Raw genomic sequence first — 22,845 nt, 5'->3', positions numbered from 1 at the left:
CTGTGACTAGCTATCGAATCTACTGGATCAGCATGATTAGTTAGTTGATCCCTGCGCCTGGTGCGCGGGGAGTGACCCATTAAACAGACGGTCCGGTAATTGAAGTGATTTCATCAGACGGCGTGTGTCGTCACTCAGGAAAGGATTATCAATTTTGATGCGGAGGCTGTTCTTATAGCGGGACAGCGGAAAGGCCGATTGGGTGGCTTCATGGTGCTCCATAAATGAAAGCAGGCTTCCATCCTGCAGCATCTTGAGCAACCCGCTTTCAATGCGCTGGGCCATCTGTTCCTTTTTTTTGGATATAAAGAAAAACATGGGAAATGGGTAGGAAATCAGAATCCGGTCGTAGGTGTCGAACCGGTCGCTGCCATATTTGTTGACCTCCACATAGCCTTCAATCACTGCACGTGGAAAGTAATCACAGCGATCCCAGGTCAGCATATCCCACATCAGTTCGAAAACGATGATTCGTTCCACAGTGAACTGGTTCTGTTCCAGAATATCGCTGTCCGGCCAGTGTTGGCCCTGGCAGGCGATGAGAGTTTTCAGTTGCTGAGCGCCAGTGATTTTGTCGAACTCATCATGCCGGGATTTTTTGATGACCAGCAAGCGCTCTCCCAATAGCCCCATATTCAGCGGTACCCGGATTGCCCGGAGCATTTCTTCCCGCTCGCGGTTGGTTCCGGCCCACTCAACGTCGAGATAGTTGCTGTCCCTGACGAGCAGCAATGACCGCGCCTGAGACACGTTCAAATCTGTTACGACCACGTGTGCTTCGCCGTAGTCCTCGGTAGTGTTCTGCAGTACGGTCTGTAACAGGTCCTTGTAGTAGGCGAAAGCTGCATCCCCTGGACCTTGGGGAGCACGGATGCGTACTTGTTCCTCTCCAAATGCCGCAAAGGAGATTAGGGAGAGTACCGACATAAGAATGAACCATCCAAGTCTTATCATTGTCAGCCACAATGGTTGTTAACAACATTGCCTGTAACAGCCGGCTTTCGAAACACTGTTGTTCAGATTGCGTCTTTTGGACCGCGATGACCTGACATCATTTTCTAAGTCTAGGGGGTGACGGCATTTACTGCCATAAATCGCAGACTGGCTGTAAGCTAATCATGAACCCACAAGAAAACAGCTTCAGGAATCCTTCTGATGAAAAAAATACTGCTGCTTATCATCTCCCATGGCCTGGTTCTGTTCCTGGGATTTGCTGCTGGAATATACACCCTGCCTATTCTTATTGCACCAGACGCTCCAAGTGAGGATGAGATCTCGGCAGTTTCGGGTGAGGCGTTGTTTGGCGGTCGTTTTCGTCGGGATCTCGCGGGAAGCGATGGATTACATTGGGGAGAAGGTGAATTCTCGATCGGCCCCAGATCGGCGGTCTTAGAGGGGGAGCTGGCCCCAGGGCCTGATTATAAGCTGTATCTATCGCCCTCCTTTGTTGAAACCGAAGATCAGTTTAATGCTTTGAAATCCAGTATGGTCAGAGTTGGAGACATCAAAACATTTAAGAATTTTGTCGTAGAACTGCCGGCGGGAGTGAATCCTGCAGACTTCACCACCGCCGTGGTCTGGTGTGAGACGTTTGGTCAGTTCATTACGGCTGCTCAGTACCGCCGTAACGGCGATTAGTCAGCCATAGATATTGATAAGGCATGAGAGTGACCTGGGCAACCCGATCCTCAAAGACCTTATCAGTGGTGAGATCCACCCATTGGTCGGTGGCGATAAGATTGAGTTCCGACAGATTGAACGTCTGGGGCTGGTCACTGATGTTGTGGATGGCGAAGATACTCTGGCGGCGGTCCGCACTTTGACGCCAGAATGAGAACAGTGCCTCACCGGTATGCAGCGTGTATTGCACAGCATTAGGATGAAACGCTGGTTGCTGGCGACGAATCTTCAACAGTTTTCGAATCGCGTTAAACACCTTTTGGTTATGGGTGTCATGTTCGAGAGCCTGTTCCAGATTTTCCACCTGCCAGATATGACGGTTGATGGAACGGAAATGCCCGGTGTGCTCTACACGCTGATAATCATTTTCCGTCGCAAACAGACTGTGGATATAAAACGCGGGAATACCTTCCAGGGAAGCCATGATCGCGTGGGCGCACATGAAGCGGGCGAACTGCCATTGATCCGGACCGTGTTGGGCCGTGCCGGAAAGAGCATTCCATAGACTGATATTAATTTCGTATGGCTTGGCCTCTCCGGTGATGGTGGTTCGTGAACTGACCTTACCACCGAACCGCAGCATGGTGGATATCAGAGTGTCCAGTTCCCATTCGCTTAATAACCCTTCAGTGGGCCTGACCCCCACACCATCATGAGAGGCGATAAAGTTCAGATAAGTGGTGCCATACTGCGCCGGCGGCATCGTCATCAGCCAGTTTTTGAGATGCAGACAGGAGCCGGTCACCATGGTGTTGATCAGTAGTGGTGGCAGGGAGAAGTTGTAAATCAGATGAGCCTCATTGGCATTCCCGAAATAGGTAAGGTTCTCTCTGTTAGGAATATTGGTTTCTGTAATGATGACTGAATTCGGATCAAAGTGTTCGACCAGCAGCCGCAGAAGGCGGATCATTTCATGGGTTTCGGGGAGGTTAATACATGGAGTCCCCGGGGTTTTCCACAAAAAGGCCACCGCGTCCAGACGGAACCAGCGAATACCTTTGTCGAGGTAGAGCCGGATAATTTTCAGGAATTCCAACAGTACTTTTGGGTTCCTGAAGTCCAGATCCACCTGATCATGGCTGAAGGTACACCACACATAGCGATCACCTTCGGCGGTTTTCACTTCCCTTAGCAAGGGAGAAGTGCGTGGGCGTACGACGGCACTGTGATCGTCCTCTGGCGAGGCTTCAACAAAATAAGATGCCCCCGGCTCAATTCCATGCTTATAGTTCTCAAACCACATGCTTCGGCTGGAGCAGTGATTGATGACAAGGTCGCCCATGACCTTGAACTTTTCAGTAATCCCGTAAACCTGATCCCAGTTGCCGACGGATGGATTCACGGTGGTGTAATCCATGACGCTGAATCCGTCATCCGAGCTATAGGGAAAAAACGGCAGTATGTGTACCGTGGAAATACAGTCGTGCAGATGCCGGTTGAAGAATGTGGACAAGGTATGCAGAGGCGCCTCATCGTCCCTGCGCAGACTGTCCCCATAGGTAATCACCAGGGCATCGCTTTGGTCCCAGAGATTACGGTGTGGCGTCGGCGAGGGCGTGTCCGCTGCCAGCCCGAACTGATGCAGGCATTCCTTGGCAAACTCTGCGGCGTCCAGGTCCGGATACAGCAACTGCAGATGGCCGATCAGGCGTTGTTCCAAGGGTGACAAATGACTGCGTTCCATATAGCTCCTCTAGGGCTTGTTCACACTGATTTGATAGTCTTCTGCTTGTGGCTGGCGCTTTTATTTCCTGTTTGTTTCCTTCTTGTACCCTGCCAGGCAGTCTGGAAAATCGATGCCTGCGATTTCGTGATTATTCCGCGTATTGGGCCATATCCTCTTCCACCGCCGAAGTCAGTTGATCCAGAACGCCCGGAAAAGCACTGATCACCCGGTTCCAGCTGGATATGAACGGCGCTTCCATAGGAAATTGCAGGAAGTGATTACCGGCTTTCATGATATTGCTGGCAAACAGCTCTACGGCCTGTTCTTCCTGGTGTACGTCAAAGCTTAGTCCGTTGATCACTGCATCGTTGCGATAGGTTTCGACGAAATCCAGGGCGATCCGGAAATAGGTTGCCTTGATGGTTCGAAAGGTCTCCTGGTTAAAGACAATGCCGTTCGTCGCCAGTTTACGGAAGATTGCCTTGGTGATATCGATCGACATTTTGGAGAGACCGGTATCTTCGTTTTCCAGTGACAGATCCTGGTGTTTGTGGTCATAAACATCGGCAATATCGACCTGGCATAGCCGGTTATTTGAATAGTTACGCTTCATTTCGCTGAGAACACCGATTTCGAGTCCCCAGTCACTGGGGATGCGAATGTCGTTCATGACATCCCGGCGAAATGAAAACTCGCCTGCCAGGGGGTAGCGGTAGCTATCCAGATAATCCAGGTAGTCCATGTTCCCGAACACTTTCTTCAATGCTCTCAACAGTGGAGTGACCAGCAGCCGACTGACCCGTCCGTTCATTTTGCCGTTGGCTATGCGGGAGTAGAAGCCTTTGCAGAATTCATAATTGAAGTTGGGATTGGCTACCGGATAGATCAGCCGGGCGAGTAATTCCCGGTCATAGGTGAGGATATCGCAATCGTGCATGGCGACAGACTCTGCATTGCCGGAAGCCAGTGTATAGCCCATGCAAAACCATACGTTGCGGCCCTTGCCGGGCTCCAGTGGGGAAAGTTCCTCTCCTTTCAGCGTCTTATCCACAGCCCGTAGTCTTGGTCCATCATTCCATAGCACCTTGTGTTTCTGTGGTAATACGGAAAAGAACTTCAGGGCTTCTCTGTACTGATGTTCATCGGCCCGATCCAGGCCGATAACAATTTCTGTGAGATAGGGAACCTGTTTCAAATGCTCAATGATATTGGGCATTGCCTCGCCTTCCAGCTCAGAATAGAGACAGGGAAGGATCAGCGCCAAGGGCCTGGTTTTGGAAAACTGGACCAGTTCAGCCTCAAGTTCCTCCAGGGGACGCTGCGACAGGTTATGTAAGGTGGTGATAATACCGTTTTGATAAAAATCCCCCATAATGGGCTCCCGCTGTGTGCTGTTCTTTTGTGGTTGTGATTAGCGTCTATGGCTTAATTTCCCTAGGTGCCGGTGTATCCGAGCCGGTCCAGAGCTTTTCGTATTGCTTCTGCCCAGCCTTCCGGGCCTGTGTGCTCCGTCAGCCATGCATCGTTTCTCCCCGGGACCTGAGGGGGAGGATGAGCTGGTGATCGCACGACGACGGGAATGTCTGCTTTGCTCAACATGCCGACATCGTTTTGTCCGTCTCCCAGGGCCATCGTGATCACTGAGTCACCGCAGATTTTTGAGTAAAGATCGGCGACCCAGAGCATGGCCTGGGACTTGTCAGACAGCCCCATCACATGGGCAAAACGTCCACCCCTCTGGATTTGAAGGTCCATATCGGCCAGTTCATTGGCGAATTTCTTTAGTGCGGCGGGGGAATCCTGCCATAGGAGCGGTTCGGTATATTCCCGTTGCATGGCCTGGCGAGCCTGGGTCTCGGCAAGTCCGGTCAGGTCCATGACATCCTGAACCGTCATGTCAGAAAAGCCTGTAAACCGGTATCCATCCCGCAACTCCTGGATGATGTCGATCATGCGGGCCCGTTTGGGGGCAAATGCTTTGCGCCAGAATCGATCTGTTTCTTCCAGGCATTCCTGTTTCGCGAGTTCGGCTATATTTCTTTCGAACGGGGCTTTAGTGCCTTGAGAAGAGTCTTTGGGAATGTAAACCGCAGCACCGTTTTCCACGATGAATGCGTCTGTGTGTTGAAGCTGAGGCCTGAGATCAATGAGTTCGGCGAAGGTTTTGCTGGTGTTTAGAATGCATGGGACATTCAGGCGGCGAAGTACTTCAAGTTCGTGCTCCGCAGCGGCTGCACTGTAATTGTGATGGTCCAGCAGCGTTCCATCCAGGTCAGTTGAGATCAGTAGTTGGCTCATGCTGTTGTTTGGGTGCTTCCTTGTATCAAACACCCTGCTCTCAGTTATGGTGACCGCGGCTGATATCAACCTGAAAAACGATAGGTGCTGCAATCACCGGTTTATGTAATAACCAGGTGTGGCAGCATCACCGACCTCAGCGAAACCTCACCTGGCTGACTTTATGGTCTTCCTGCAATTCCAATACCACATCTGAAACTGAAGGAAGGGTTTCCAGGTTCCAGCGGGTCAATCGCTCATAGTGCTGGATAAATCGTTCCACCTGGCCGGGAGTCATGACTCTATCGGGTATGGGATCGCCCCTATCCAAATAGGATTGACGTAACTTATGCTCCTGTAATGACCGCCATTCCTTCACCTGTTCGAAACCCGGAACCTTCAGCAGGATCAAGTGATCCAGCAGCCCGAACCATTGCGCGTAACGGGTTCTCAATTGCTGATTAACGTAGTCTCTCCAAGTGCCTTCCCGGTCTTCATCGGCTTCCAGTTGATTGATCGGAGGCGTCAAAAGATCAGAGGGTTGTGGTTGGCTGCCGACGCACCATCCTTCAAACAGAATCACATCAAAGGGGCCGGTGACTGTCGGCCACTGAGCTTTATCAACGCAATCGTCGGTCGCCTTGTTAAACCTGGGCATCTGCACCTTTTGTCCTTCGCTGGCATTCTGCAGGGATATCAGGGTCTGCATACCCAGTTCAACATCGTGAGTACCGGGAACCCCTCTGGTGGCAAACAAAGGATGAATGTCCTCAGAGAGCTTTATACGGGCCGCCCGGGATAGATAAACATCGTCCAGTGAAAGGGATATGCATTTCAGGTGAAACTGTTCTTCTAATATGACCTGAAGAAAGTGCACCAAAGTGGACTTCCCAGTTCCTTGCGCACCACAAATGCCCCATATTGGTGCTTTTTCTGAATCATGATGGTGCGCGATGTAAGCCGCCGTCGGCAAGATGCCTTTTTCCAGGGTGGATTCAAAGCTCTCAGGTAACGCCTGCTGGTGCATGACGTCTCGTAGCTTTGATCTGAGCGTAGAGGAAAGTTTATCGGTCATGGTGTCGCATCCTGTTTCCCTGCTGTCGGTCATGGTGATAGTAAAAACATACTCTTGGAAGTTGAATGCAACAACTTTGCCTGGGGGGCTTTTTGAATGAGGTTAGGATCTAATTCTCGCTCGAAGCAGACATTGGGGGAGATGCTATATTGTAATCGAGTGAAGTAGACTTTTATGATTTTTCTAAAGTCACACTATGCAAAAATATGGAAGATTATGTACTTCATGTATGTTGACGAAAGTGGTGATAGTGGTCTGGTTGGCAGTCCAACTCGTTATTTCTGTTTATCAGGCTTGGTAATTCATGAGCTTCGATGGAATGAATATTTGGATAAATTGATCGACTTTCGAAAAAGGATGCGAAATAGTTTTGGGCTATTAATGCGCGAAGAAATACATTCTGCACACTTAATCAACAAGCCTGGTGATTTGGTTAGAATAAAGAGAAATGACAGGTTAACAATAATTCGTGCTTTTATTAATGAAATTGCTGCGTTCCAAGATATTAGCATTATAAATATTGTTGTTGATAAGACTAACAAGCCTGCCGACTACGATGTTATGAACAAAGCATGGGAAGCTTTGATTCAGCGCTTTTCAAATACGATGTCTCGTCGTAATTTTCCTGGGCCAGCAAACCCTGATGAACGAGGAATGATTATTCCAGATGATACTGACGCTAAGAAAATACAGCAACTTCTTCGAAAAATGAGGAAATATAATCCAATACCGAATCAAGCTATTTATGGTCAGGGTTATAGAAATTTAACAATCGGTAACTTGGTAGAGGACCCATTTTTTAAGGACTCTAGAAGCTCTTATTTAATACAAGCGGCGGATGTTGTTGCTTTTGCTCTGTATCAAAGGCAGTCTCCATCTTCATATATGAAAAAGAAGTCTGGACATAAATATTTCAACAGATTGAATGGTATATTATGTAAGGCTGCGTCAACAAACGACCCAGAAGGGATTGTGAGACTATAAAAAAATAAGGGGCCTTGTGGGGCCCCGGGTGAATCCTAATAGCCGATTAAGTCGACGTTCAGATCCGTGAAAGAGAGTAGTACCCTCGTAAATATTTGTCAAGTAAAATCGTATAAAAGATGTTTTTTAACCATTTGAATTTTAAAGAGAAATATAAATTAAAGCGGGTAAGATCCGGCAGAATAAAATGGCCGGAATCAAGCCTGACCCTGCAGATCTAAAGGTGACAGATCTATTTCTCCAATGTCTGCTCCGGGCGATCAGAAAACATTGACGTAATCGCAGTTAAAGATTGAATCCCATCTTTATCGATCCACTGTTATTTTGGGTAGTTACCCATATCAAATGTATCCCGGCATCTTTGCTCGTACGAAAAAGGGCCGAGTCTTGAGCCAAAGTAAGGAATGACTTGATAAGATAGCCTTTCGGAATTCTGAATAGACCATCTTGCTGATTTTTTAAGTCATTCAGTTTCTTTTAGGATTGTGTGCTTATGGATTCCTGCCAAGACTTTGCCGTCTAGCTTTGAGTATGCATGATGTTAAAAAACATCCTATTCCTATTGATTTGCGTTGCACTGGCCGGATTGGCCTGGGTGTTCTTTAACGTCTCTGGCCAATACGCCTTTCTGATCATGCTGGTGGTCACAATTGCCACGCTTTTGATGAAGGTCGGCAAACCCAAATTCAGCAATAGAGATAATCCAAAATAGATCGAGACGCTTCAGCCGGTCTGTTTTGCTTCGATGAAATCAAGAGAAGGTGTGAATGGGCCATAGACCAGCTCGCCGGTTTGGGAGGCTTCCTCGTAGGCTTCATTGACACGCCTGCTGATTTTGGAGTTATCCTGCCAGTCTTTCGCCTGGTATAGCTTGCACTCAATAATTTCTTGCAGCTCGAGCTTGACCTCCTTTAGCAGTGAAGCTCTTACCAGACCGATAGCCATTTCTGAATCACCCGCAAAAACAACGGAATATCCGTACATGAACTCTGAGTCGTCAAAGTGAATTGGGCAACCGTCAAGTATTGTCGACTTTGTAATAACCACCCATTTGACCATTAACAAATGTTGCTTCCTTTTAAATCAAAATTCAGTGCTGTTGCTCGAGGCTTCTTCCGCAAACGGCTGCAAGCAGATTCCACGTGCCTGTGTCTGCGCAGCTTCCAAATTTTATAAGTCATAACTGCACAATCAAATTGGCCATTTGGACGAACTTGGGCGGGGTGATCAGTAACCATTTCTATTGGTACTGACAGGTAACTCAGTGGAGACTCCGAAATTTGGACCAATATAATGAGTAACCTCATTCAAATGTTGGCTCTATCTTGGCACCATCTATCCAAACCGACATTTCATCGGACCAGCCATAGACAATGATATCTTCGCCGTCGAATTCAACTTCTATTGAAGAAGTGGTTTGTTTATCAGACTGAATTTTGACAGTCACTCCGTCATTTAGGGGGTATTCCTCTGACCATGGCTCAAGCACGAGTTTGATTTTTCTATGTGAGCTATTTTTAAATAGTAGCGACTGAGACATACCAATAAATTCCTGCATGTGTTCTCTATAAACCTACACCGCTAACCGGAATCATACCCACTTTCCAGTTGAGCCCACAGCCGGCTTCCATATGTTTATAACAGAGTGATGAAAGGCAAGGGGTCAGACCTTACATTTCACATAATTTACGTTGAATTAAGACTGACCAGAGTGTGCTGCTGACACATTGCCTTTCGCTTGCTTTTATACAAGCTCAAGAGCCTCTTGCTGGGAAATTCCTACATGGCCTTCTTCCCAAGGAAATAGATGTTGTTTATCCGGAAAGAAAACCAGGTTGGCCCGAAAGTTATCGTTGCCATAGTAATCGACTGCTATACCTAGATATTCGTCAAAACAGTCTTTGCGGATAGGCTTCAACCATACATTGAAAGGATCTTTTATTACACGACTCAGAGGTTTCTCTGTCTCAAGCGTTTCACCATCTTTCATAAGGTTAAAGCAGTGGCTCATTATCGAGTGGGCTGCCTTTTTGGGGAGTCCAAACATTAGCAATTCTGGTTGACCTAGTGTTTTTTCGAATCCGATCGAGTAATAAAACGGTTGCTCTCCGCTTTCAGTGTCTCCGTACACTTCTTGGAAATACCATCCGAATTTTTTGATTTTTTCTGCAATCACAAAGGCACCTATTTTTAACTTTTTGCAATCGACCCATACCATACAATTGCTCACTGACACGTGTCACCTGAGGTATTGAACCAGACTATAATATTTTCACTTCTGCTATATTGCCCAAGAAGCAAACGGGGTCAAGCCTAATGAGATGACCCACTTGCTCTATAAGCACCTGTCCGGGTTCTCCTGTAACAAATAAAGCGACCTTGCTACAGGAAGCTGTCAATAGTAATCAACCTCCGAAACCAAGCTAGAGAGCTTGAGGAGGCAACTCCATAGTAAGGCCTGAGAATATTCAAGAAACTGTTTGACTTAAACTTCCGCCCTCTATACTGTGCAGTGAGCTAGAAAGTAAGCCTCTTGTTTATATTCTCCATTGCGTAGCATCTTAGTAGTCCTTCGTCCTGTAGTTTCTAAATTCCAGTCTGATTTTTGTCGCTATTCATGCCTTTTGAAGGCACCACTATATTTTTCTACAGGTTATTATTTTATGTCTAATACAGTCACTGGCACCGTAAAATGGTTTAATGAGTCAAAAGGTTTTGGTTTCATTGAACAGCAGTCTGGTCCCGATGTTTTCGCACACTTCAGTGCCATTGTAAGCTCAGGTTTTAAAACTCTGTTGGAAGGCCAGAAGGTTGAGTTCACAGTTACTCAAGGCCCAAAAGGTCCGCAAGCTGAGAATATTGTCGCTGTTTAATCGCGCTTAGATTCCATAAAAAAAGCAAGCCACCATAGCTTGCTTTTTTTATGTCTGGAATAAACGCGATCAACGACACAACCTTAGTCCCGCATTGCCACAAACTCTTCTTCTGCCGTAGATTCAACCACGCTGTTGATAATGGCGACAAACTGGGCGTGTTGTTTCTTAGTCAGCACGGGCTCAAGCATGGCATAAGTTTCTTTGTACAGCGCCAGTTCCTCTTGCCAATCCCGAGTTTTAAGTGCGAGAAATTCCTCGCGCTGTTTTTGCATGATCTCGATATAGGCTGAGGCCTGTTCGCTATTTAATGCCAGTAGCTCAATCATTTCCTTGTCGACGTCAGCGTAGGGTTCCTCCGCCTTCACCACTGCCGTCATTGAAGCCAGCAGCGCAACGATGATCATCAGCACGAACTTCTTCATAAGACTTCTCCAATTAGTTATTAGCTCATGATTGAAGTTTGAAGGACGCCTGTGAAAAACCTGTGAGAAATACGAAATGCGTTAAAAATTGTGCTATTTAATACAGCATGAAAGCGTGATCGCTGGGCGCTGCACTCTGCAAATTTAGGGGCAGTTCTCAGTAACCTAAACGCTGTTCATCTAAAGTTGATATATCTAAGAGCTTTCTCGCATATAAAAACTATAAAAGGTGAGTAACGTGCATAAGTGCAAGACTCCATTCTCGGGTGTGTGGAACGACCATATTCATCACAGCTTCAAAGTATTACTGGTCCTATGTGTCGGTCTGATTGTGGGCTGTCATGAAGCGGGCGGATTAGGAAGTGACGGAGCGGAAGCCCAATCCATTGCTGAAAGTGTTGCTGCAAACGCGTCTCCCGGGCGTATCGCGGCCAGCCTGGACGGAGATGTCATAACCCTGGCAGAAGTAGATGAGTCGATAAAATTACCTCTCTATGATCTCGAAAGAGCCCGGTTTGATTTGCGTGCCATGGAGTTGAGGAGGCTTTTGCAGATGAAATCGACTCCGGAACACCTGGAAGTGTTTCTACAGCCACCTTTACCTCCAAGAATCGAGTTGCCCCAATCCACCATTCCTGTTGATGGACTGACAAATGCGCCGGTGACGTTATCGGTTTTCTGTAGTTTTCAGTCGATTCACTGTGTCAGGCAGCAGGAGATCTGGCAGCAGTTGCGCGATCAATACGGGCAACTATTGCGCTGGCAAGCGTTTGACTATCCATTGGAAATACATCGTTATGGCCGCATTGCAGCCAATGCTGCACGATGTGCCGGAGACCAGCAGCAATACTGGAGCTATTTCCGAAGTCTGTTCAGCTTTTATGATGATCTGTCTGACAGCCGATACCGGCTTTTGGCCCGTCAGATGGCGCTGGACGAGGATCGCTTTGACAAATGTCTGCAAGACCTGAAGTTTCGCGAACAGATTGAGGCGGATATCAGTGTTGGCGAACATCTCGGCTTGTCCAATGTCCCCGTTGTTTTTATTAATGGGTTATATGTCAGTGGACCGCAACCCCTTCAGGAGTACCAGCGCTGGATTGATTGGGAGCTTAATCGACAGGGGATTCGCCAGGCAGGTAATCTGAATAATACAGAGCTCGAGCCAAAATCCTCTGATGCTGCTGATGGAGAGGAAAGTGCTCAGCAGGATGATCAGCCACTCGAAGATTCTGATAGTGAATTGCCCGATGCCTCTATGGATGGGAGGCGACTGATGGCTGCTTCCGGCACCATCGAGATAAGCCGTGACTGGTTGCTGGTGCAACTGGAACAGCAGGAACAACTGGCCACCAGATTTCATTCAGCTGAACATGAGGTTGAGGGATTCCGGTTGATGCGTCTTGAATCAGTCAGTGATATGGAGTTTTTTCAGGTGCTTGGACTGCAGGATAATGATGTCCTGTTGCGGGTGGGCGATGAGTGGCTGCACGAAGGACAAAATCCCTTGTGGGATTCACTTTCCCATCTCGTTGATGAGCCGGGGTCCGTTTCGCTGATGTATTTCCGTAACGGACTGCCGCAGCATGTTATGGTGGAAGTCCGTTGATGCAGCTTTCTCACAAGCGACCTATTAGCTCGTAAAGACGCTAAACCTCATAGACACTTATGAATACCTGACAGGGAGGGTGCGAGGCCGATTCGTCAAGGTATTGCGGTGTATCCGCTTACATCATGTGAGCGGATACCGGATCAGTTGTCCGGATTGCTGTTCCAAAGAGTGTCAGCCACCAGATTCTGTCCGCGGATGCTCGGATGGAAGCAATCTCCCCCATCAATGTCATTGGGGCCGAATACATAAGTCCCGGCTGACGGAGTGTTCTCATCCACATAGTCGGCGACGACTTCAATGCCGCGGCTATTACGACCATTGCTGTTACTGTTGTAGGCGGCTGCCTCTTCAGCAAGGATTTCGTTATAGCGACGCTGCGCCTGATTGACACCGTTATAGCGTTGCTGGAAAGACTCACCGTTCATGGTGCCGCCGTTGGTGGCTATCCGACACACGTCAAACGTGGACCACAGGCTTTCACAATTGACGGTCCAGCTCTTCTTGGACTGCAGAGCCAGCCCGGCAGCACGCAGGTCCTGAACCCTGGGCACGCTGCCAAGGTGGACGGTGGAGCCACTGGGCAAGTTACCTACCAGGGTGTCCAGTCCTGTCTGCACAGAGCTGCGCCACTGGGAGTCCGTATATAGGGGATCGTTGCAGTTGGCGGGATCGGTACAGCCCCGGTTGCAGATATCGTTACCTCCTAGCAGAACCTCCACATGGTCCGGCTTGGTGGTCTGGGCAACAATGTTATTTGCCTGGGTGGCAAAATTGTTGCTCCCACCCCTCATTTCGGAGCCTGATGCAGCGGCATTTTTATTCGCCTTGATGGTGCTGTCCAGATTCTTGTAGCGGTCATAGACGCTATAGACATTGGACGCTGAGCCATCGAACCACGAGTGTTCCGGCTGATCCCCGCCCAGCAGGCAGAAGAGATCCCAAAACCAGATGTTACCCGTGCAATCGGCAGCAAAGCCCATGGTGATACTGTCACCGGCTGCTGTAGCTTTGGTAGGGAGGTCGGCTTGTGCACATTGAATTGATACGCCTAGTGCGATGAGCGTGGCGACGACGAAACGCCAGTAGGAGTAGCTTGATTGTTTTATTGTTGTCATTTGAGTCTCCATGAGGCGCCGGACCGGTGGTTGCTGATCCGGTGCATCTTGTTGTTATTTTAATCAGCCTCGCGAAACTCAGTGTAGGAGTAAGAAAAACAGCGTTCAATTTACTCCCGCCAATAATGTGAACTAGTGCCACATGTCTAACTTCAGCGGGCGGCTATTGTGACTGTCAGCGTTCAGAAAATATCGGGAGAATGGGGGGAGTCAGTGTCGAAGAGGGAGGCGCGTGATTGCTCACGCGCTCATCATGGTCAGTGCGGTATCCAGCATGCGATTGGAAAAGCCCCACTCGTTATCGTACCAAGCCAGCACTTTGATCATGTGGCCATGAGCCTGGGTATGATTGGCATCAAAGATGGCTGATGCGGGGTTGTGATTGAAATCGCAGGAAACCAATGGCCGGTCATTGTATTGCAGGACATGCATTTCCTGGCTGGCTGCGCGCATGACCTCGTTGATTTCCTCTTTGCTGGCTTCCCGGGTCACGTGGGCGGACAGATCCACCAGTGATACATTGGGTGTGGGAACCCGAACTGACATACCGGTCAGACGACCTTCAAGCCCTGGCAGAACCAGACCGATTGCCTGGGCAGCCCCGGTTTTGGTCGGTATCATCGACATCGCCGCCGCTCTGGCCCGGCAAAGGTCTTTGGGGTGAGCCAGATCCAGCAGATTCTGATCGTTGGTATAACTATGGATCGTCGTCATGACACCGGCTTCGATGCCAAAATTCTCATGCAGCACTTTGGCTATTGGAGCCAGGCAGTTAGTGGTGCAGGAGGCATTGGAAATGATCTGATGCCCGGATTCGATGATATGTTCGTTAACCCCGTAGACGACGGTTGCATCGGCATCCTTGCAGGGCGCCGATACCAGCACCTTTCTGGCGCCGGCGGAAATATGGGCCATGGCTTTATCTTTACTGTTGAAGCGTCCGGTGCACTCCATGACCAGATCAACTTCTGCCACGGCCCAAGGCAGCTCCAGCGGCTCTTTATGCTGTAACAAGGTAATGGCATCTTTGCCGACTTCCAGCAAGTCGCCGCTTAATCTGACCGGTTGCTGAAAGTGGCCGTGCAGTGAATCAAATTCCAACAAATGGGCGCAGGTCTCGCGATCTGCCAGGTCGTTAATTGCCACAACCTGCATCATGTCCCGGTAACCGGATTCGTAAATGGCTCTTAGTACATTACGACCGATACGCCCAAATCCATTGATGCCTATTCTGATCATAGTATTGCCTCATCATCCACGTCAGTGGGCCAGTTAAAACGGTGCTGGTAGTTACTGAGTATCATGCCAGATGATACGCCAACAGACCCTATTAATTATAGGTAGAAATATAGAGGTCGCGAATCAGATTAAACTTGTTATAAGTCAAATCTGTTAAAAGGAGTGATGCTCCCGGGCAGGATTGCCGGGGAGCATTAAAGCGGGATTACTTGATGGCGATAAGCTCAACTTCGAACAGCAGAGTTTCGTTAGGACCGATGCGGCCATTACCGCTGGGACCGTAAGCCAGGTCTGCCGGAATAAACAGTTGCCACTTACTGCCGGGCTTCATCAACTGAAGGGCTTCAATCCATCCAGGAATAACGCCGTTAACCGGAAAGGTTACGGATTTGCCACGTTGGACAGAGCTGTCGAATACGTCACCGTTAATCAGGGTGCCTGTGTAATGAACTTCGACGGTATCAGTCAGAGCAGGATTTTTGCCATCGCCCTTGGTCAGAACCTTATACTGCAAACCGCTCTCGGTGGTGACGACACCATCCTTCTTGGCGTTTTCAGTCAGGAACGCGGTGCCCTTTTCAAGGTTAGTGTTCGCGAGTTCTTCCATTTGTTGACGCTGTTTGGCCTGTTGCTGTGTCTGGTAGGCCTGCATCAAGGCGGCGATTTCTTCGTCCGTGAGCTTTGAAGGATTACCGGAGTAGGCATCCTGAATGCCCATGACAAAGGAATTGATATCCAGTTCAGGCATGCTGTCGCCCAGACGGCGGCCAAACATTTGTCCAAAACTGTAGCCAATCTTCTGCTGCTCGGTTTCCAGCCCGGTTTTGTTATCTTCAGCCAGAGTGGCAGTGCTCAGCATTGCTGCGCAGGCAAGACCGCTCAGGCAGGCTAGGGCCTTTTTCATATTTACTCCTTTATTGGATTGGGGCAAAAGTCGGTAAGGTAACCTGTTTTACGGTGCAGCACCACCCCGTGGTGAATTAATCGCCACCGGCAACTTCCTTGAGCTGCTGGTTCCTGGCATTCATCAATTCTCGTACGGCTTTGGCTTCTTCCATTATGTTCAGAGCCCGGTCTAACGACAGGACATCTTCATCGGCGGCTTCTTCCAGAGTTTTCTTTGCATCAGCAGAGATATCAAGTGGCTGCCCCTCACCAGTGGTGGGGTCATCTTTGGGGATTTTGGTGGCTTGAATGATATTGGCTTTATTGCTGACGGACAGTGTGGAAACTGCGGTGCCCTCAGGTGGCGGTTCGTCACTGTACTGCCAAACGCCATTGCTGTCTTTCCATTTGAAGACTTCTCTCACCACTTCCTCTTCAGGCAGTCGTTTGTCTAGCTGAATCAGGGTGGGGGTGTTCTGGTCCCTTAAAAAAGGCAAAGACCACATGGCATCCCCGCCTTTTCCCTTAATAAAAAAAGGAATCGCCAGTGCCACGCACAGGGAGAGAATAGTAAGTAATCTGAAAATCCACTTCATTCGTCAGTCAATCGCTCTTGTTCCATTTTAAACTTAGCTGGACAGTTTGCCGGTGATCAGCAGAAATGACAGCCGCTCTATTTCCCCGTCCACTACTGGGTGAGCGTGGCCCTCGCAGGTCAAAGTGTCAAGCAGGTTTTGGTTACAGATAGTGATAATGTCTTGGCTTTTCTCCGGTATTCCCTGGGGGGCTTTCTGAGCGGCGTTAATCTCTTGATCAAGCAGGAAAAAAATCAATGCCAGCTCAACTTGCTCAGCCCGAATTTCAAGCTTCAATGCGAGATTCCGTAGCCTTCGTTCCTGACAGTGCTGCTTGTTAAGGCTTTGGCGGCACTGTCTTATGGGGAGAATAATATGATGACGCCAATCTGCCACCTGGCTGTGGAGGCGGGCGGTTTCCATGCAATGCCCTTTTTGCGCTGCCCAACCGGCAGCCAGGACCAGATTCACGTCAGCCCCCCGGGTCTCCTGCAAATGCAAGCATAAATCCCTGAGTTCGGGATTGGCGTAACGGGCGCAAGCATAGTCCCACAGAGGGTTTTCAAGTCGAAGTGGATGCCTGTGCAATATACCTTCCATAGACCTCTTTCCAATTTTCCTGTTGCGTACGTTTCCGGGCATATTCACCCGACGGGCTGCATGATAGAATCCGCCGCCATGTTAACTATCAATCATCTATCCATACAGCGTTCAGGGCAATACCTGCTGGAAAACGTCGATCTGACGATCAATCCTGGCAGTCGTATAGCTATTGTAGGTGCCAACGGGTGTGGTAAATCCACCCTGTTCAGCTTGATCATGGGGCAGCTCACGGCCGATTCAGGAAATGTCCGAATGCCGGGAGGCACTCGAATAGCCCACATGGCGCAGGAAACCCCGGCATTGGACTGCTCGGCTCTCGACTTTGTGCTTGACGGTGATAAAGAACTGCGTCGTATTCAGGCAGCACTGCAGCAGGCTGAAGCGGATGGTGATGGTATGGCTGTGGCCCATTATCATCAGGCTCTGGATGCCATTGACGGATATACCGCTGAAGTGCGTGCCAGGCAATTGCTGGAAGGGCTGGGTTTTCGTCGCACACAGCAGGAACAACCGGTGGCATCCTTCTCCGGAGGGTGGCGTATCCGGTTGAATCTGGCTCAGGCGCTAATGTGCCCCTCTGATCTGATGCTGCTGGATGAACCGACCAACCACCTTGACCTGGATGCGCTGGTTTGGTTGGAGAACTGGCTGCTTCGTTATTCGGGGACCTTGCTGTTTATCTCTCACGATCGGGATTTTATCGATCATCTGGCGACGCATATCGTGCATTTTGAACATCGCTGCCTACAACTTTATACCGGCAACTATAGTCAGTTCGAAGTGGCAAGAGCCAGTCGTCTTGCCCAGCAGCAGGCAATGCATGAGAAACAGCAGACCCGTATTGCGGAAATCCAGAATTATGTCCGCAAATTCGGAGCCAAGGCGACAAAGGCACGCCAGGCCCAGAGCAGGTTGAAGGAATTGGCTCGTATGGAGCTGATTGCGCCGGCTCACGTAGATTCCCCGTTTAAATTCTCACTTCCTTGCAGTGATAAGATGTCCAGTCCTTTGCTGGTGCTGGACAATGCTACATTAGGTTATGGCCAGAAACCGGTAGTGGATAAGGTCAATCTAACCCTTTTGCCAGGGATGAGGATTGGTGTACTTGGGGCCAATGGTGAAGGTAAGTCCACACTGGTCAAAACCCTGGCTGGCGAACTCAATTTGTTATCCGGCGATCGTACTGGCGGAGAGCATCTGAAGATTGGATATTTTGCGCAGCATCAGCTGGAGGCTTTGGACGTCACCGCTACTCCGTTGCAAATGCTGCAGAAGCAGCGGCCTTCGGCTTCCGAACAGGAAATCCGAAACTTCCTCGGTGGATTTGGTTTTCCCGGAGATCAGGCGACTGGGGATGTGCGAAACTTCTCCGGTGGAGAAAGAGCTCGTCTCGCCCTGGCGCTGATTGCCTGGAACCGTCCGAATCTATTGCTGCTTGATGAGCCCACCAACCACTTGGACCTGGAGATGCGGCACGCCCTGAATATCGCGCTGCAGGAATATCCGGGAACCGTCATAGTGGTTTCTCATGATCGTCATCTTCTACGGGCGCTTGCTGACCAGTTTGTCTGGGTTCATGCCGGTAAAGTTGAGCCTTACGATGGTTCACTGGAAGACTACGAGGCTGAGCTGACTCGCCTGTTGAAACTGAAGGCTATTGCTGAGAAGGAATCAGAGCGTCTGGCCGGTCAGAATGGCGATGACATTAATGGTGAGGCTGAAGCGGGCAAAGATGTTGAGAGTGCCGAAGACAAGAAAGCCCGCAAACGCGAAGAAGCTGAGCGGCGCCAGAAACTCAGCCCTTTGAAGAAACAAATCGGGCAGCTGGAGCAGAAAATGGAGTCTCTGCATGAAACGCTGGCCAAGGTGGAAGACCGGTTGTCAGATAATGATCTCTATCAGGATCAGAACAAGGACCAGCTCAAACAGGCCTTAGCAGACCAACAGACTGTCAAACAGGAACTGTCTGATGTGGAAGAGCAATGGCTGGCCTTGAATGAGGAGCTGGAAAGCCTCTCATCCTAGGCGTGACAGTCCCTGTATCAGTTATCGTCGAAGGTTAACTTGAGGCCGAACTTATTCAGATAACCCTGTTCTGCCTCCAGTTCCGCCAGTATCAGGCTACGATCCTTGAGCCAGTTTTTGGGGAATTGTAGGTGCAGATTCTTCCGGCTTCCCTGGGCCGTCAGTCCTTCAGGAACTTCTCCGCTTCTGGTCCGCTGCAAGACAACTGCCAGACGTATAAGAACCGAAAGTGGTTTCAGGGTTTCAGCATCTTCTGTGCAATACTCACTGAATACGACATCATTGATTTTGCGTCGGTGAAACCTGACCATGACCGCCATGGCAAATTGGGACTGTCGGCTGAATCCGGCAAGGTCCGAATAACGGACAAGGTAGGCGCCATGTTTGTGAAATTGTGAATGGGAAATGGCCAAGCCTATCTCATGCAGCTCAGAAGCCCAGCGCAGTAGATCCCGATGGTCTTCACTGAGCTCCAGTGAACTGTGCAGTGCCTGCCATAACAAATCGGCAGTATTGGCAACGGCCCGGGCATGATCCCGGTCGACAAAATAACGCTCCTGCAGACTGTTAATGGTTCTTTCCCTGACATCTTCATGCTGATTGCGCCCGATCATGTCGTATAGCAAGCCCTCCCGCAAAGCACCGTCGCAGAACTCCATTTCCTCGATTTTCAGCACATCGAAGGCTGCCAGCAGAATGGCCAGACCCGATGGAAATATCGATAAACGGTCTTTTCTGACGCCCAGTTTGGTCAGGCGACTGATGCTCCCGAGCCGGACGACTTCACTGTGCAGCTTAGTGAGTCCTTCCATGGTGATGGCATCGCCCTTACTCCATTGATTGGCGATAAGGACCTGTGCAATGGTTTTGATGGAGCCCGAAGAGCCTACGCAATGGTGCCAGCCGACCTTTCGATAGCGATTACGAATGCTGAGTAACTCTCTGGATGCCTCCACGACTGCGCGGGCCATCTGTACAGAACTGATTTTGCCGTCGCTGAAATACTTGTCCCGGTATGAGACACATCCCATATGCAGGCTCTCGAGTTCTCTGGTTTCAAACCTTTGCCCGATGATAAATTCTGTACTTCCGCCTCCGATATCAATCACCAGCCGGTTGTCGGCATCGTCCGCCAGTGAGTGGGCCACACCCAGATAGATCAGTCTGGCCTCTTCCCGGCCGCTGATGATGGAGACTTTGTGTCCGAGAACCTTTTCTGCTTTTCGCAGAAAGCTTTTGGTGTTCTTCGCGACCCGTAAGGCATTGGTGCCGACCACCAAAACAGATTTGTCTGACATGCCCTGTAAGCGCTGTGCAAAGCGTTCCAGGCAGGCCAGAGCCCTATGTTGGGAGGCGTCATCCAGAAAATGCCTGCCATCCAGGCCGGCGGCCAGCTGCACCTTCTCCCCCAGCTTTTCCAGAGGACGGATCTCGTTGTGTACCAGTTGTGCCACGACCATGTGAAAGCTGTTGGAGCCCATATCAATGGCGGCAATAAGATCAGATTGAGCTGTGGAAGTCGGTTGGTTTTCCGCAGCAGCGGTGGGGTTTGTCATGAAGGCCCTTGAAATCCAGATTGGAAGCCTTATATTTAAGCAATCCCTAAGTTCATTCTCAACTGTGCGCGCGAAAACAAGTGTCTGTATCAAAGGGATCCGGCATCTGGTTCGTATGTATGTCTTATAGTTGCCTGTAGGTTCCATGCTGTTTAGTATTCTGCCACTGGAACAAACTGTGGAAACGCTTAACCCTAATTTCCTCTGCAGTTGAGTCAAACCGAATTTTTTAAAGCCCAGGAATAAACTTATGAGCAGTCAAATTGTGAATGTTACTGATGATTCTTTTGAGACCGAAGTTCTGCAGTCAGATCTGCCGGTGCTGGTAGACTATTGGGCAGAATGGTGCGGTCCCTGCAAGATGATTGCCCCGGTTCTGGAAGAGATTGCCGAAGAATACGGTGATCGTCTGAAAGTTTGTAAGCTGAATATCGACGAAAACGAGAAAACTCCTCCCAAGTTCAGTATCCGTGGTATTCCTACCCTGATGTTGTTCAAAGGCGGAAACGTTGATGCAACTAAAGTAGGCGCCCTGTCCAAGTCGCAATTGACGGCATTTTTGGACAGCAATCTATAAGTGATTCAAACAGCGGGGAAAATCTCCCCGCTGAAAAATTTGCAATTTTCTGGACGGCGGCTATAAATCAACCTATACTGATTTTGCTTTCATTTTATCGCGGTGAAAGTCCCCCCTCTCATCGCAAAGAATTCCAAGACGAGTGTTTTTAGATTGTAAGAATGACATTTGTCACAAGACGTTTGTCTTGCGGGCGTGGACCCGAAGAAAGCGTCTGACAGTTAACCCAAAGCAAATAATCTTTCCGACTAAACCCAACGTCCTCTCTAGTCAGGTCAATCATTTTCAATCCTATGAATCTTACTGAACTTAAAAAGAAACCCGTTCCAGAACTACTCACCATCGCTGAAGAAATGGGGCTGGACAATATGGCCCGCTCCCGTAAACAAGATGTCATCTTCAGTATTCTGAAGAAGCACGCCAAGAGCGGCGAAGACATTTACGGAGATGGTGTCCTTGAAATTCTCCAGGATGGATTCGGGTTCCTCCGATCGGCAGACAGCTCATACCTGGCCGGCCCGGATGACATATACGTCTCGCCCAGCCAGATCCGTCGTTTTAACTTACGTACGGGAGATACCATCGCCGGTAAGATCCGGCCTCCCAAAGACGGAGAGCGTTATTTCGCGCTGTTGAAAGTTAATGAAATCAATTTCGACAAGCCTGAAAACGCCCGCAACAAGATTCTCTTCGAAAACCTCACCCCCCTATTCCCACAAGAACGCCTGAGACTCGAAGCCGGAAACGGCAGTACCGAAGATCTTTCTGCGCGGATTCTGGATCTTGTGGCTCCGGTGGGGAAAGGTCAGCGTGGCTTGATTGTATCGCCTCCAAAGGCTGGTAAAACTCTGTTGATGCAGAATATTGCCCAGTCCATCACCCGTAACAATCCGGAATGTCATCTGATGGTGCTGCTGATTGATGAGCGGCCGGAAGAGGTCACCGAAATGCAACGTACGGTGCGGGGCGAAGTTGTTGCCAGTACCTTTGATGAGCCGCCTGCCCGTCACGTTCAGGTCGCAGAGATGGTTATCGAAAAGGCCAAGCGCCTGGTAGAGCACAAGAAAGATGTCGTAATCCTGCTTGACTCCATCACCCGTCTGGCGCGTGCCTATAACACGATTATCCCTTCTTCCGGTAAAGTGTTGACCGGTGGTGTGGATGCTCACGCTCTGGAACGCCCGAAACGTTTCTTCGGTGCGGCCCGAAATGTGGAAGAAGGCGGGAGCCTGACCATTCTGGCGACGGCCCTGATTGATACCGGATCCAAAATGGACGAGGTTATCTACGAAGAGTTCAAGGGAACCGGTAACCTGGAGGTTCATCTGGATCGCCGTGTTGCTGAGAAGCGTGTGTTCCCGGCAATCAATATCCGTCGTTCCGGTACCCGAAGAGAAGAACTGCTGATGTCGGAAGACGAGCTGCAGCGGGTTTGGATCCTGCGGAAGCTGCTCCACTCCATGGAAGACGATATCGCCGCAGTGGAATTCCTCATCGATAAGTTGAAGGACACCAAGACCAACGACGAATTCTTCCAGGCAATGAAGAAGCGATAGTGATCAAATTGTAATTGCCTGATCATCGACGATTAATAATCGAGCGATATCATCGAAGCCCCTGGTATCCCCGGGGCTTTTTGCTGTCAGGGGACTGGAAATTCTGTTCCATGACGAAAACA

The 22,845-nt window shown here is 49.5% G+C and carries 23 protein-coding genes; 8 read left to right on the top strand and 15 right to left on the bottom strand.

Annotated elements, in window-relative coordinates; genetic code table 11:
- Nucleotides 1–36: 36 nt before the first annotated feature.
- A complete protein-coding gene (locus BTA51_RS06615) occupies nucleotides 37–927 on the bottom strand; it encodes a hypothetical protein (RefSeq protein WP_094706611.1) in 891 nt (296 codons plus the stop codon).
- 228 nt (nucleotides 928–1,155) lie between these two features.
- On the opposite strand from BTA51_RS06615, the gene BTA51_RS06610 reads away from it, so the two are divergent.
- Nucleotides 1,156–1,638 carry a DM13 domain-containing protein gene (locus BTA51_RS06610; RefSeq protein WP_094706610.1) on the top strand — a complete coding sequence of 161 codons (483 nt, stop codon included), beginning with the start codon at nucleotides 1,156–1,158 and terminating at the stop codon, nucleotides 1,636–1,638.
- Here the strand turns inward: BTA51_RS06610 and BTA51_RS06605 are convergent.
- The 4 genes from BTA51_RS06605 to BTA51_RS06590 all read right to left on the bottom strand — a co-directional run bounded on the left by BTA51_RS06605 (nucleotide 1,604) and on the right by BTA51_RS06590 (nucleotide 6,698).
- Entirely contained in the window at nucleotides 1,604–3,364 is a 1,761-nt protein-coding gene (locus BTA51_RS06605; protein WP_094706609.1) for an alpha-amylase family glycosyl hydrolase, read from the bottom strand. The two genes, BTA51_RS06610 and BTA51_RS06605, sit on opposite strands and share 35 nt — an antisense overlap.
- Before the next feature lie 130 nt (nucleotides 3,365–3,494).
- Nucleotides 3,495–4,718 carry a glycosyl transferase gene (locus BTA51_RS06600; protein ID WP_094706608.1) on the bottom strand — a complete coding sequence of 408 codons (1,224 nt, stop codon included), beginning with the start codon at nucleotides 4,716–4,718 and terminating at the stop codon, nucleotides 3,495–3,497.
- A gap of 62 nt (nucleotides 4,719–4,780) precedes the next feature.
- A complete protein-coding gene (locus BTA51_RS06595) occupies nucleotides 4,781–5,644 on the bottom strand; it encodes a mannosyl-3-phosphoglycerate phosphatase (RefSeq protein WP_094706607.1) in 864 nt (287 codons plus the stop codon).
- A gap of 136 nt (nucleotides 5,645–5,780) precedes the next feature.
- On the bottom strand, nucleotides 5,781–6,698 hold the full coding sequence (locus BTA51_RS06590; protein WP_094706606.1) for a hypothetical protein: 918 nt from the start codon (nucleotides 6,696–6,698) through the stop codon (nucleotides 5,781–5,783).
- A gap of 225 nt (nucleotides 6,699–6,923) precedes the next feature.
- On the opposite strand from BTA51_RS06590, the gene BTA51_RS06585 reads away from it, so the two are divergent.
- On the top strand, nucleotides 6,924–7,682 hold the full coding sequence (locus BTA51_RS06585) for a DUF3800 domain-containing protein (RefSeq protein ID WP_168188080.1): 759 nt from the start codon (nucleotides 6,924–6,926) through the stop codon (nucleotides 7,680–7,682).
- Nucleotides 7,683–8,217: 535 nt separating this feature from the next.
- Nucleotides 8,218–8,394: a hypothetical protein gene (locus BTA51_RS30140; RefSeq protein ID WP_168188045.1), complete on the top strand. Its 177-nt coding sequence runs from the start codon at nucleotides 8,218–8,220 to the stop codon at nucleotides 8,392–8,394.
- Nucleotides 8,395–8,405: 11 nt separating this feature from the next.
- On the opposite strand, the gene BTA51_RS06580 is transcribed toward BTA51_RS30140, so the two are convergent.
- The 3 genes from BTA51_RS06580 to BTA51_RS06570 all read right to left on the bottom strand — a co-directional run bounded on the left by BTA51_RS06580 (nucleotide 8,406) and on the right by BTA51_RS06570 (nucleotide 9,900).
- Nucleotides 8,406–8,747: a hypothetical protein gene (locus BTA51_RS06580; protein ID WP_141215557.1), complete on the bottom strand. Its 342-nt coding sequence runs from the start codon at nucleotides 8,745–8,747 to the stop codon at nucleotides 8,406–8,408.
- 238 nt (nucleotides 8,748–8,985) lie between these two features.
- A complete protein-coding gene (locus tag BTA51_RS06575) occupies nucleotides 8,986–9,240 on the bottom strand; it encodes a hypothetical protein (protein ID WP_094706603.1) in 255 nt (84 codons plus the stop codon).
- A gap of 186 nt (nucleotides 9,241–9,426) precedes the next feature.
- The gene (locus BTA51_RS06570) at nucleotides 9,427–9,900 is read right to left on the bottom strand and encodes a DUF4262 domain-containing protein (protein ID WP_094706602.1); all 474 of its coding nucleotides are present in this window, start codon (nucleotides 9,898–9,900) and stop codon (nucleotides 9,427–9,429) included.
- A 445-nt stretch (nucleotides 9,901–10,345) separates the two neighbouring features.
- Here BTA51_RS06570 and BTA51_RS06565 point away from each other — a divergent pair, with 445 nt between their 5' ends.
- Entirely contained in the window at nucleotides 10,346–10,555 is a 210-nt protein-coding gene (locus BTA51_RS06565) for a cold-shock protein (protein WP_094706601.1), read from the top strand.
- A gap of 83 nt (nucleotides 10,556–10,638) precedes the next feature.
- On the opposite strand, the gene BTA51_RS06560 is transcribed toward BTA51_RS06565, so the two are convergent.
- Nucleotides 10,639–10,980, bottom strand: coding sequence for a hypothetical protein (locus tag BTA51_RS06560; protein ID WP_094706600.1), 342 nt, complete (start codon nucleotides 10,978–10,980; stop codon nucleotides 10,639–10,641).
- A gap of 238 nt (nucleotides 10,981–11,218) precedes the next feature.
- On the opposite strand from BTA51_RS06560, the gene BTA51_RS06555 reads away from it, so the two are divergent.
- Nucleotides 11,219–12,589 carry a thioredoxin domain-containing protein gene (locus BTA51_RS06555; protein WP_094706599.1) on the top strand — a complete coding sequence of 457 codons (1,371 nt, stop codon included), beginning with the start codon at nucleotides 11,219–11,221 and terminating at the stop codon, nucleotides 12,587–12,589.
- 143 nt (nucleotides 12,590–12,732) lie between these two features.
- On the opposite strand, the gene BTA51_RS06550 is transcribed toward BTA51_RS06555, so the two are convergent.
- The 5 genes from BTA51_RS06550 to BTA51_RS06530 all read right to left on the bottom strand — a co-directional run bounded on the left by BTA51_RS06550 (nucleotide 12,733) and on the right by BTA51_RS06530 (nucleotide 17,006).
- Entirely contained in the window at nucleotides 12,733–13,707 is a 975-nt protein-coding gene (locus tag BTA51_RS06550; RefSeq protein ID WP_094706598.1) for an SGNH/GDSL hydrolase family protein, read from the bottom strand.
- A gap of 240 nt (nucleotides 13,708–13,947) precedes the next feature.
- Entirely contained in the window at nucleotides 13,948–14,946 is a 999-nt protein-coding gene (gene gap / locus BTA51_RS06545; RefSeq protein ID WP_094706597.1) for a type I glyceraldehyde-3-phosphate dehydrogenase, read from the bottom strand.
- Between the two features lie 205 nt (nucleotides 14,947–15,151).
- Nucleotides 15,152–15,850 (bottom strand): FKBP-type peptidyl-prolyl cis-trans isomerase, encoded by a 699-nt coding sequence (locus tag BTA51_RS06540; RefSeq protein ID WP_094706596.1) that lies wholly within the window; start codon nucleotides 15,848–15,850, stop codon nucleotides 15,152–15,154.
- Nucleotides 15,851–15,926: 76 nt separating this feature from the next.
- Nucleotides 15,927–16,427, bottom strand: a complete 501-nt coding sequence (locus tag BTA51_RS06535; RefSeq protein ID WP_246840946.1) for a DUF4124 domain-containing protein — start codon at nucleotides 16,425–16,427, stop codon at nucleotides 15,927–15,929.
- A gap of 33 nt (nucleotides 16,428–16,460) precedes the next feature.
- A complete protein-coding gene (locus BTA51_RS06530; RefSeq protein WP_094706595.1) occupies nucleotides 16,461–17,006 on the bottom strand; it encodes a TIGR02444 family protein in 546 nt (181 codons plus the stop codon).
- Between the two features lie 78 nt (nucleotides 17,007–17,084).
- Between BTA51_RS06530 and BTA51_RS06525 the strand changes: the two genes are divergently transcribed.
- Nucleotides 17,085–19,034: an ATP-binding cassette domain-containing protein gene (locus BTA51_RS06525; RefSeq protein WP_094706594.1), complete on the top strand. Its 1,950-nt coding sequence runs from the start codon at nucleotides 17,085–17,087 to the stop codon at nucleotides 19,032–19,034.
- Between the two features lie 17 nt (nucleotides 19,035–19,051).
- Here the strand turns inward: BTA51_RS06525 and ppx are convergent, their stop codons facing one another.
- Nucleotides 19,052–20,590, bottom strand: coding sequence for an exopolyphosphatase (gene ppx, locus BTA51_RS06520; protein ID WP_094706593.1), 1,539 nt, complete (start codon nucleotides 20,588–20,590; stop codon nucleotides 19,052–19,054).
- A gap of 250 nt (nucleotides 20,591–20,840) precedes the next feature.
- Between ppx and trxA the strand changes: the two genes are divergently transcribed.
- Both trxA and rho read left to right on the top strand, forming a co-directional pair.
- Nucleotides 20,841–21,167 carry a thioredoxin TrxA gene (gene trxA, locus BTA51_RS06515; RefSeq protein ID WP_094706592.1) on the top strand — a complete coding sequence of 109 codons (327 nt, stop codon included), beginning with the start codon at nucleotides 20,841–20,843 and terminating at the stop codon, nucleotides 21,165–21,167.
- A gap of 293 nt (nucleotides 21,168–21,460) precedes the next feature.
- Nucleotides 21,461–22,723 carry a transcription termination factor Rho gene (gene rho / locus BTA51_RS06510; RefSeq protein WP_094706591.1) on the top strand — a complete coding sequence of 421 codons (1,263 nt, stop codon included), beginning with the start codon at nucleotides 21,461–21,463 and terminating at the stop codon, nucleotides 22,721–22,723.
- The last annotated feature ends 122 nt before the right edge of the window (nucleotides 22,724–22,845 follow it).

The sequence above is a fragment of the Hahella sp. CCB-MM4 genome (genome assembly GCF_002260525.1).
Taxonomy (GTDB): domain Bacteria; phylum Pseudomonadota; class Gammaproteobacteria; order Pseudomonadales; family Oleiphilaceae; genus Hahella.
The sequence above is the reverse complement of the archived record's forward strand: the minus strand, read 5'-3'. Positions and strand labels throughout refer to the sequence as shown.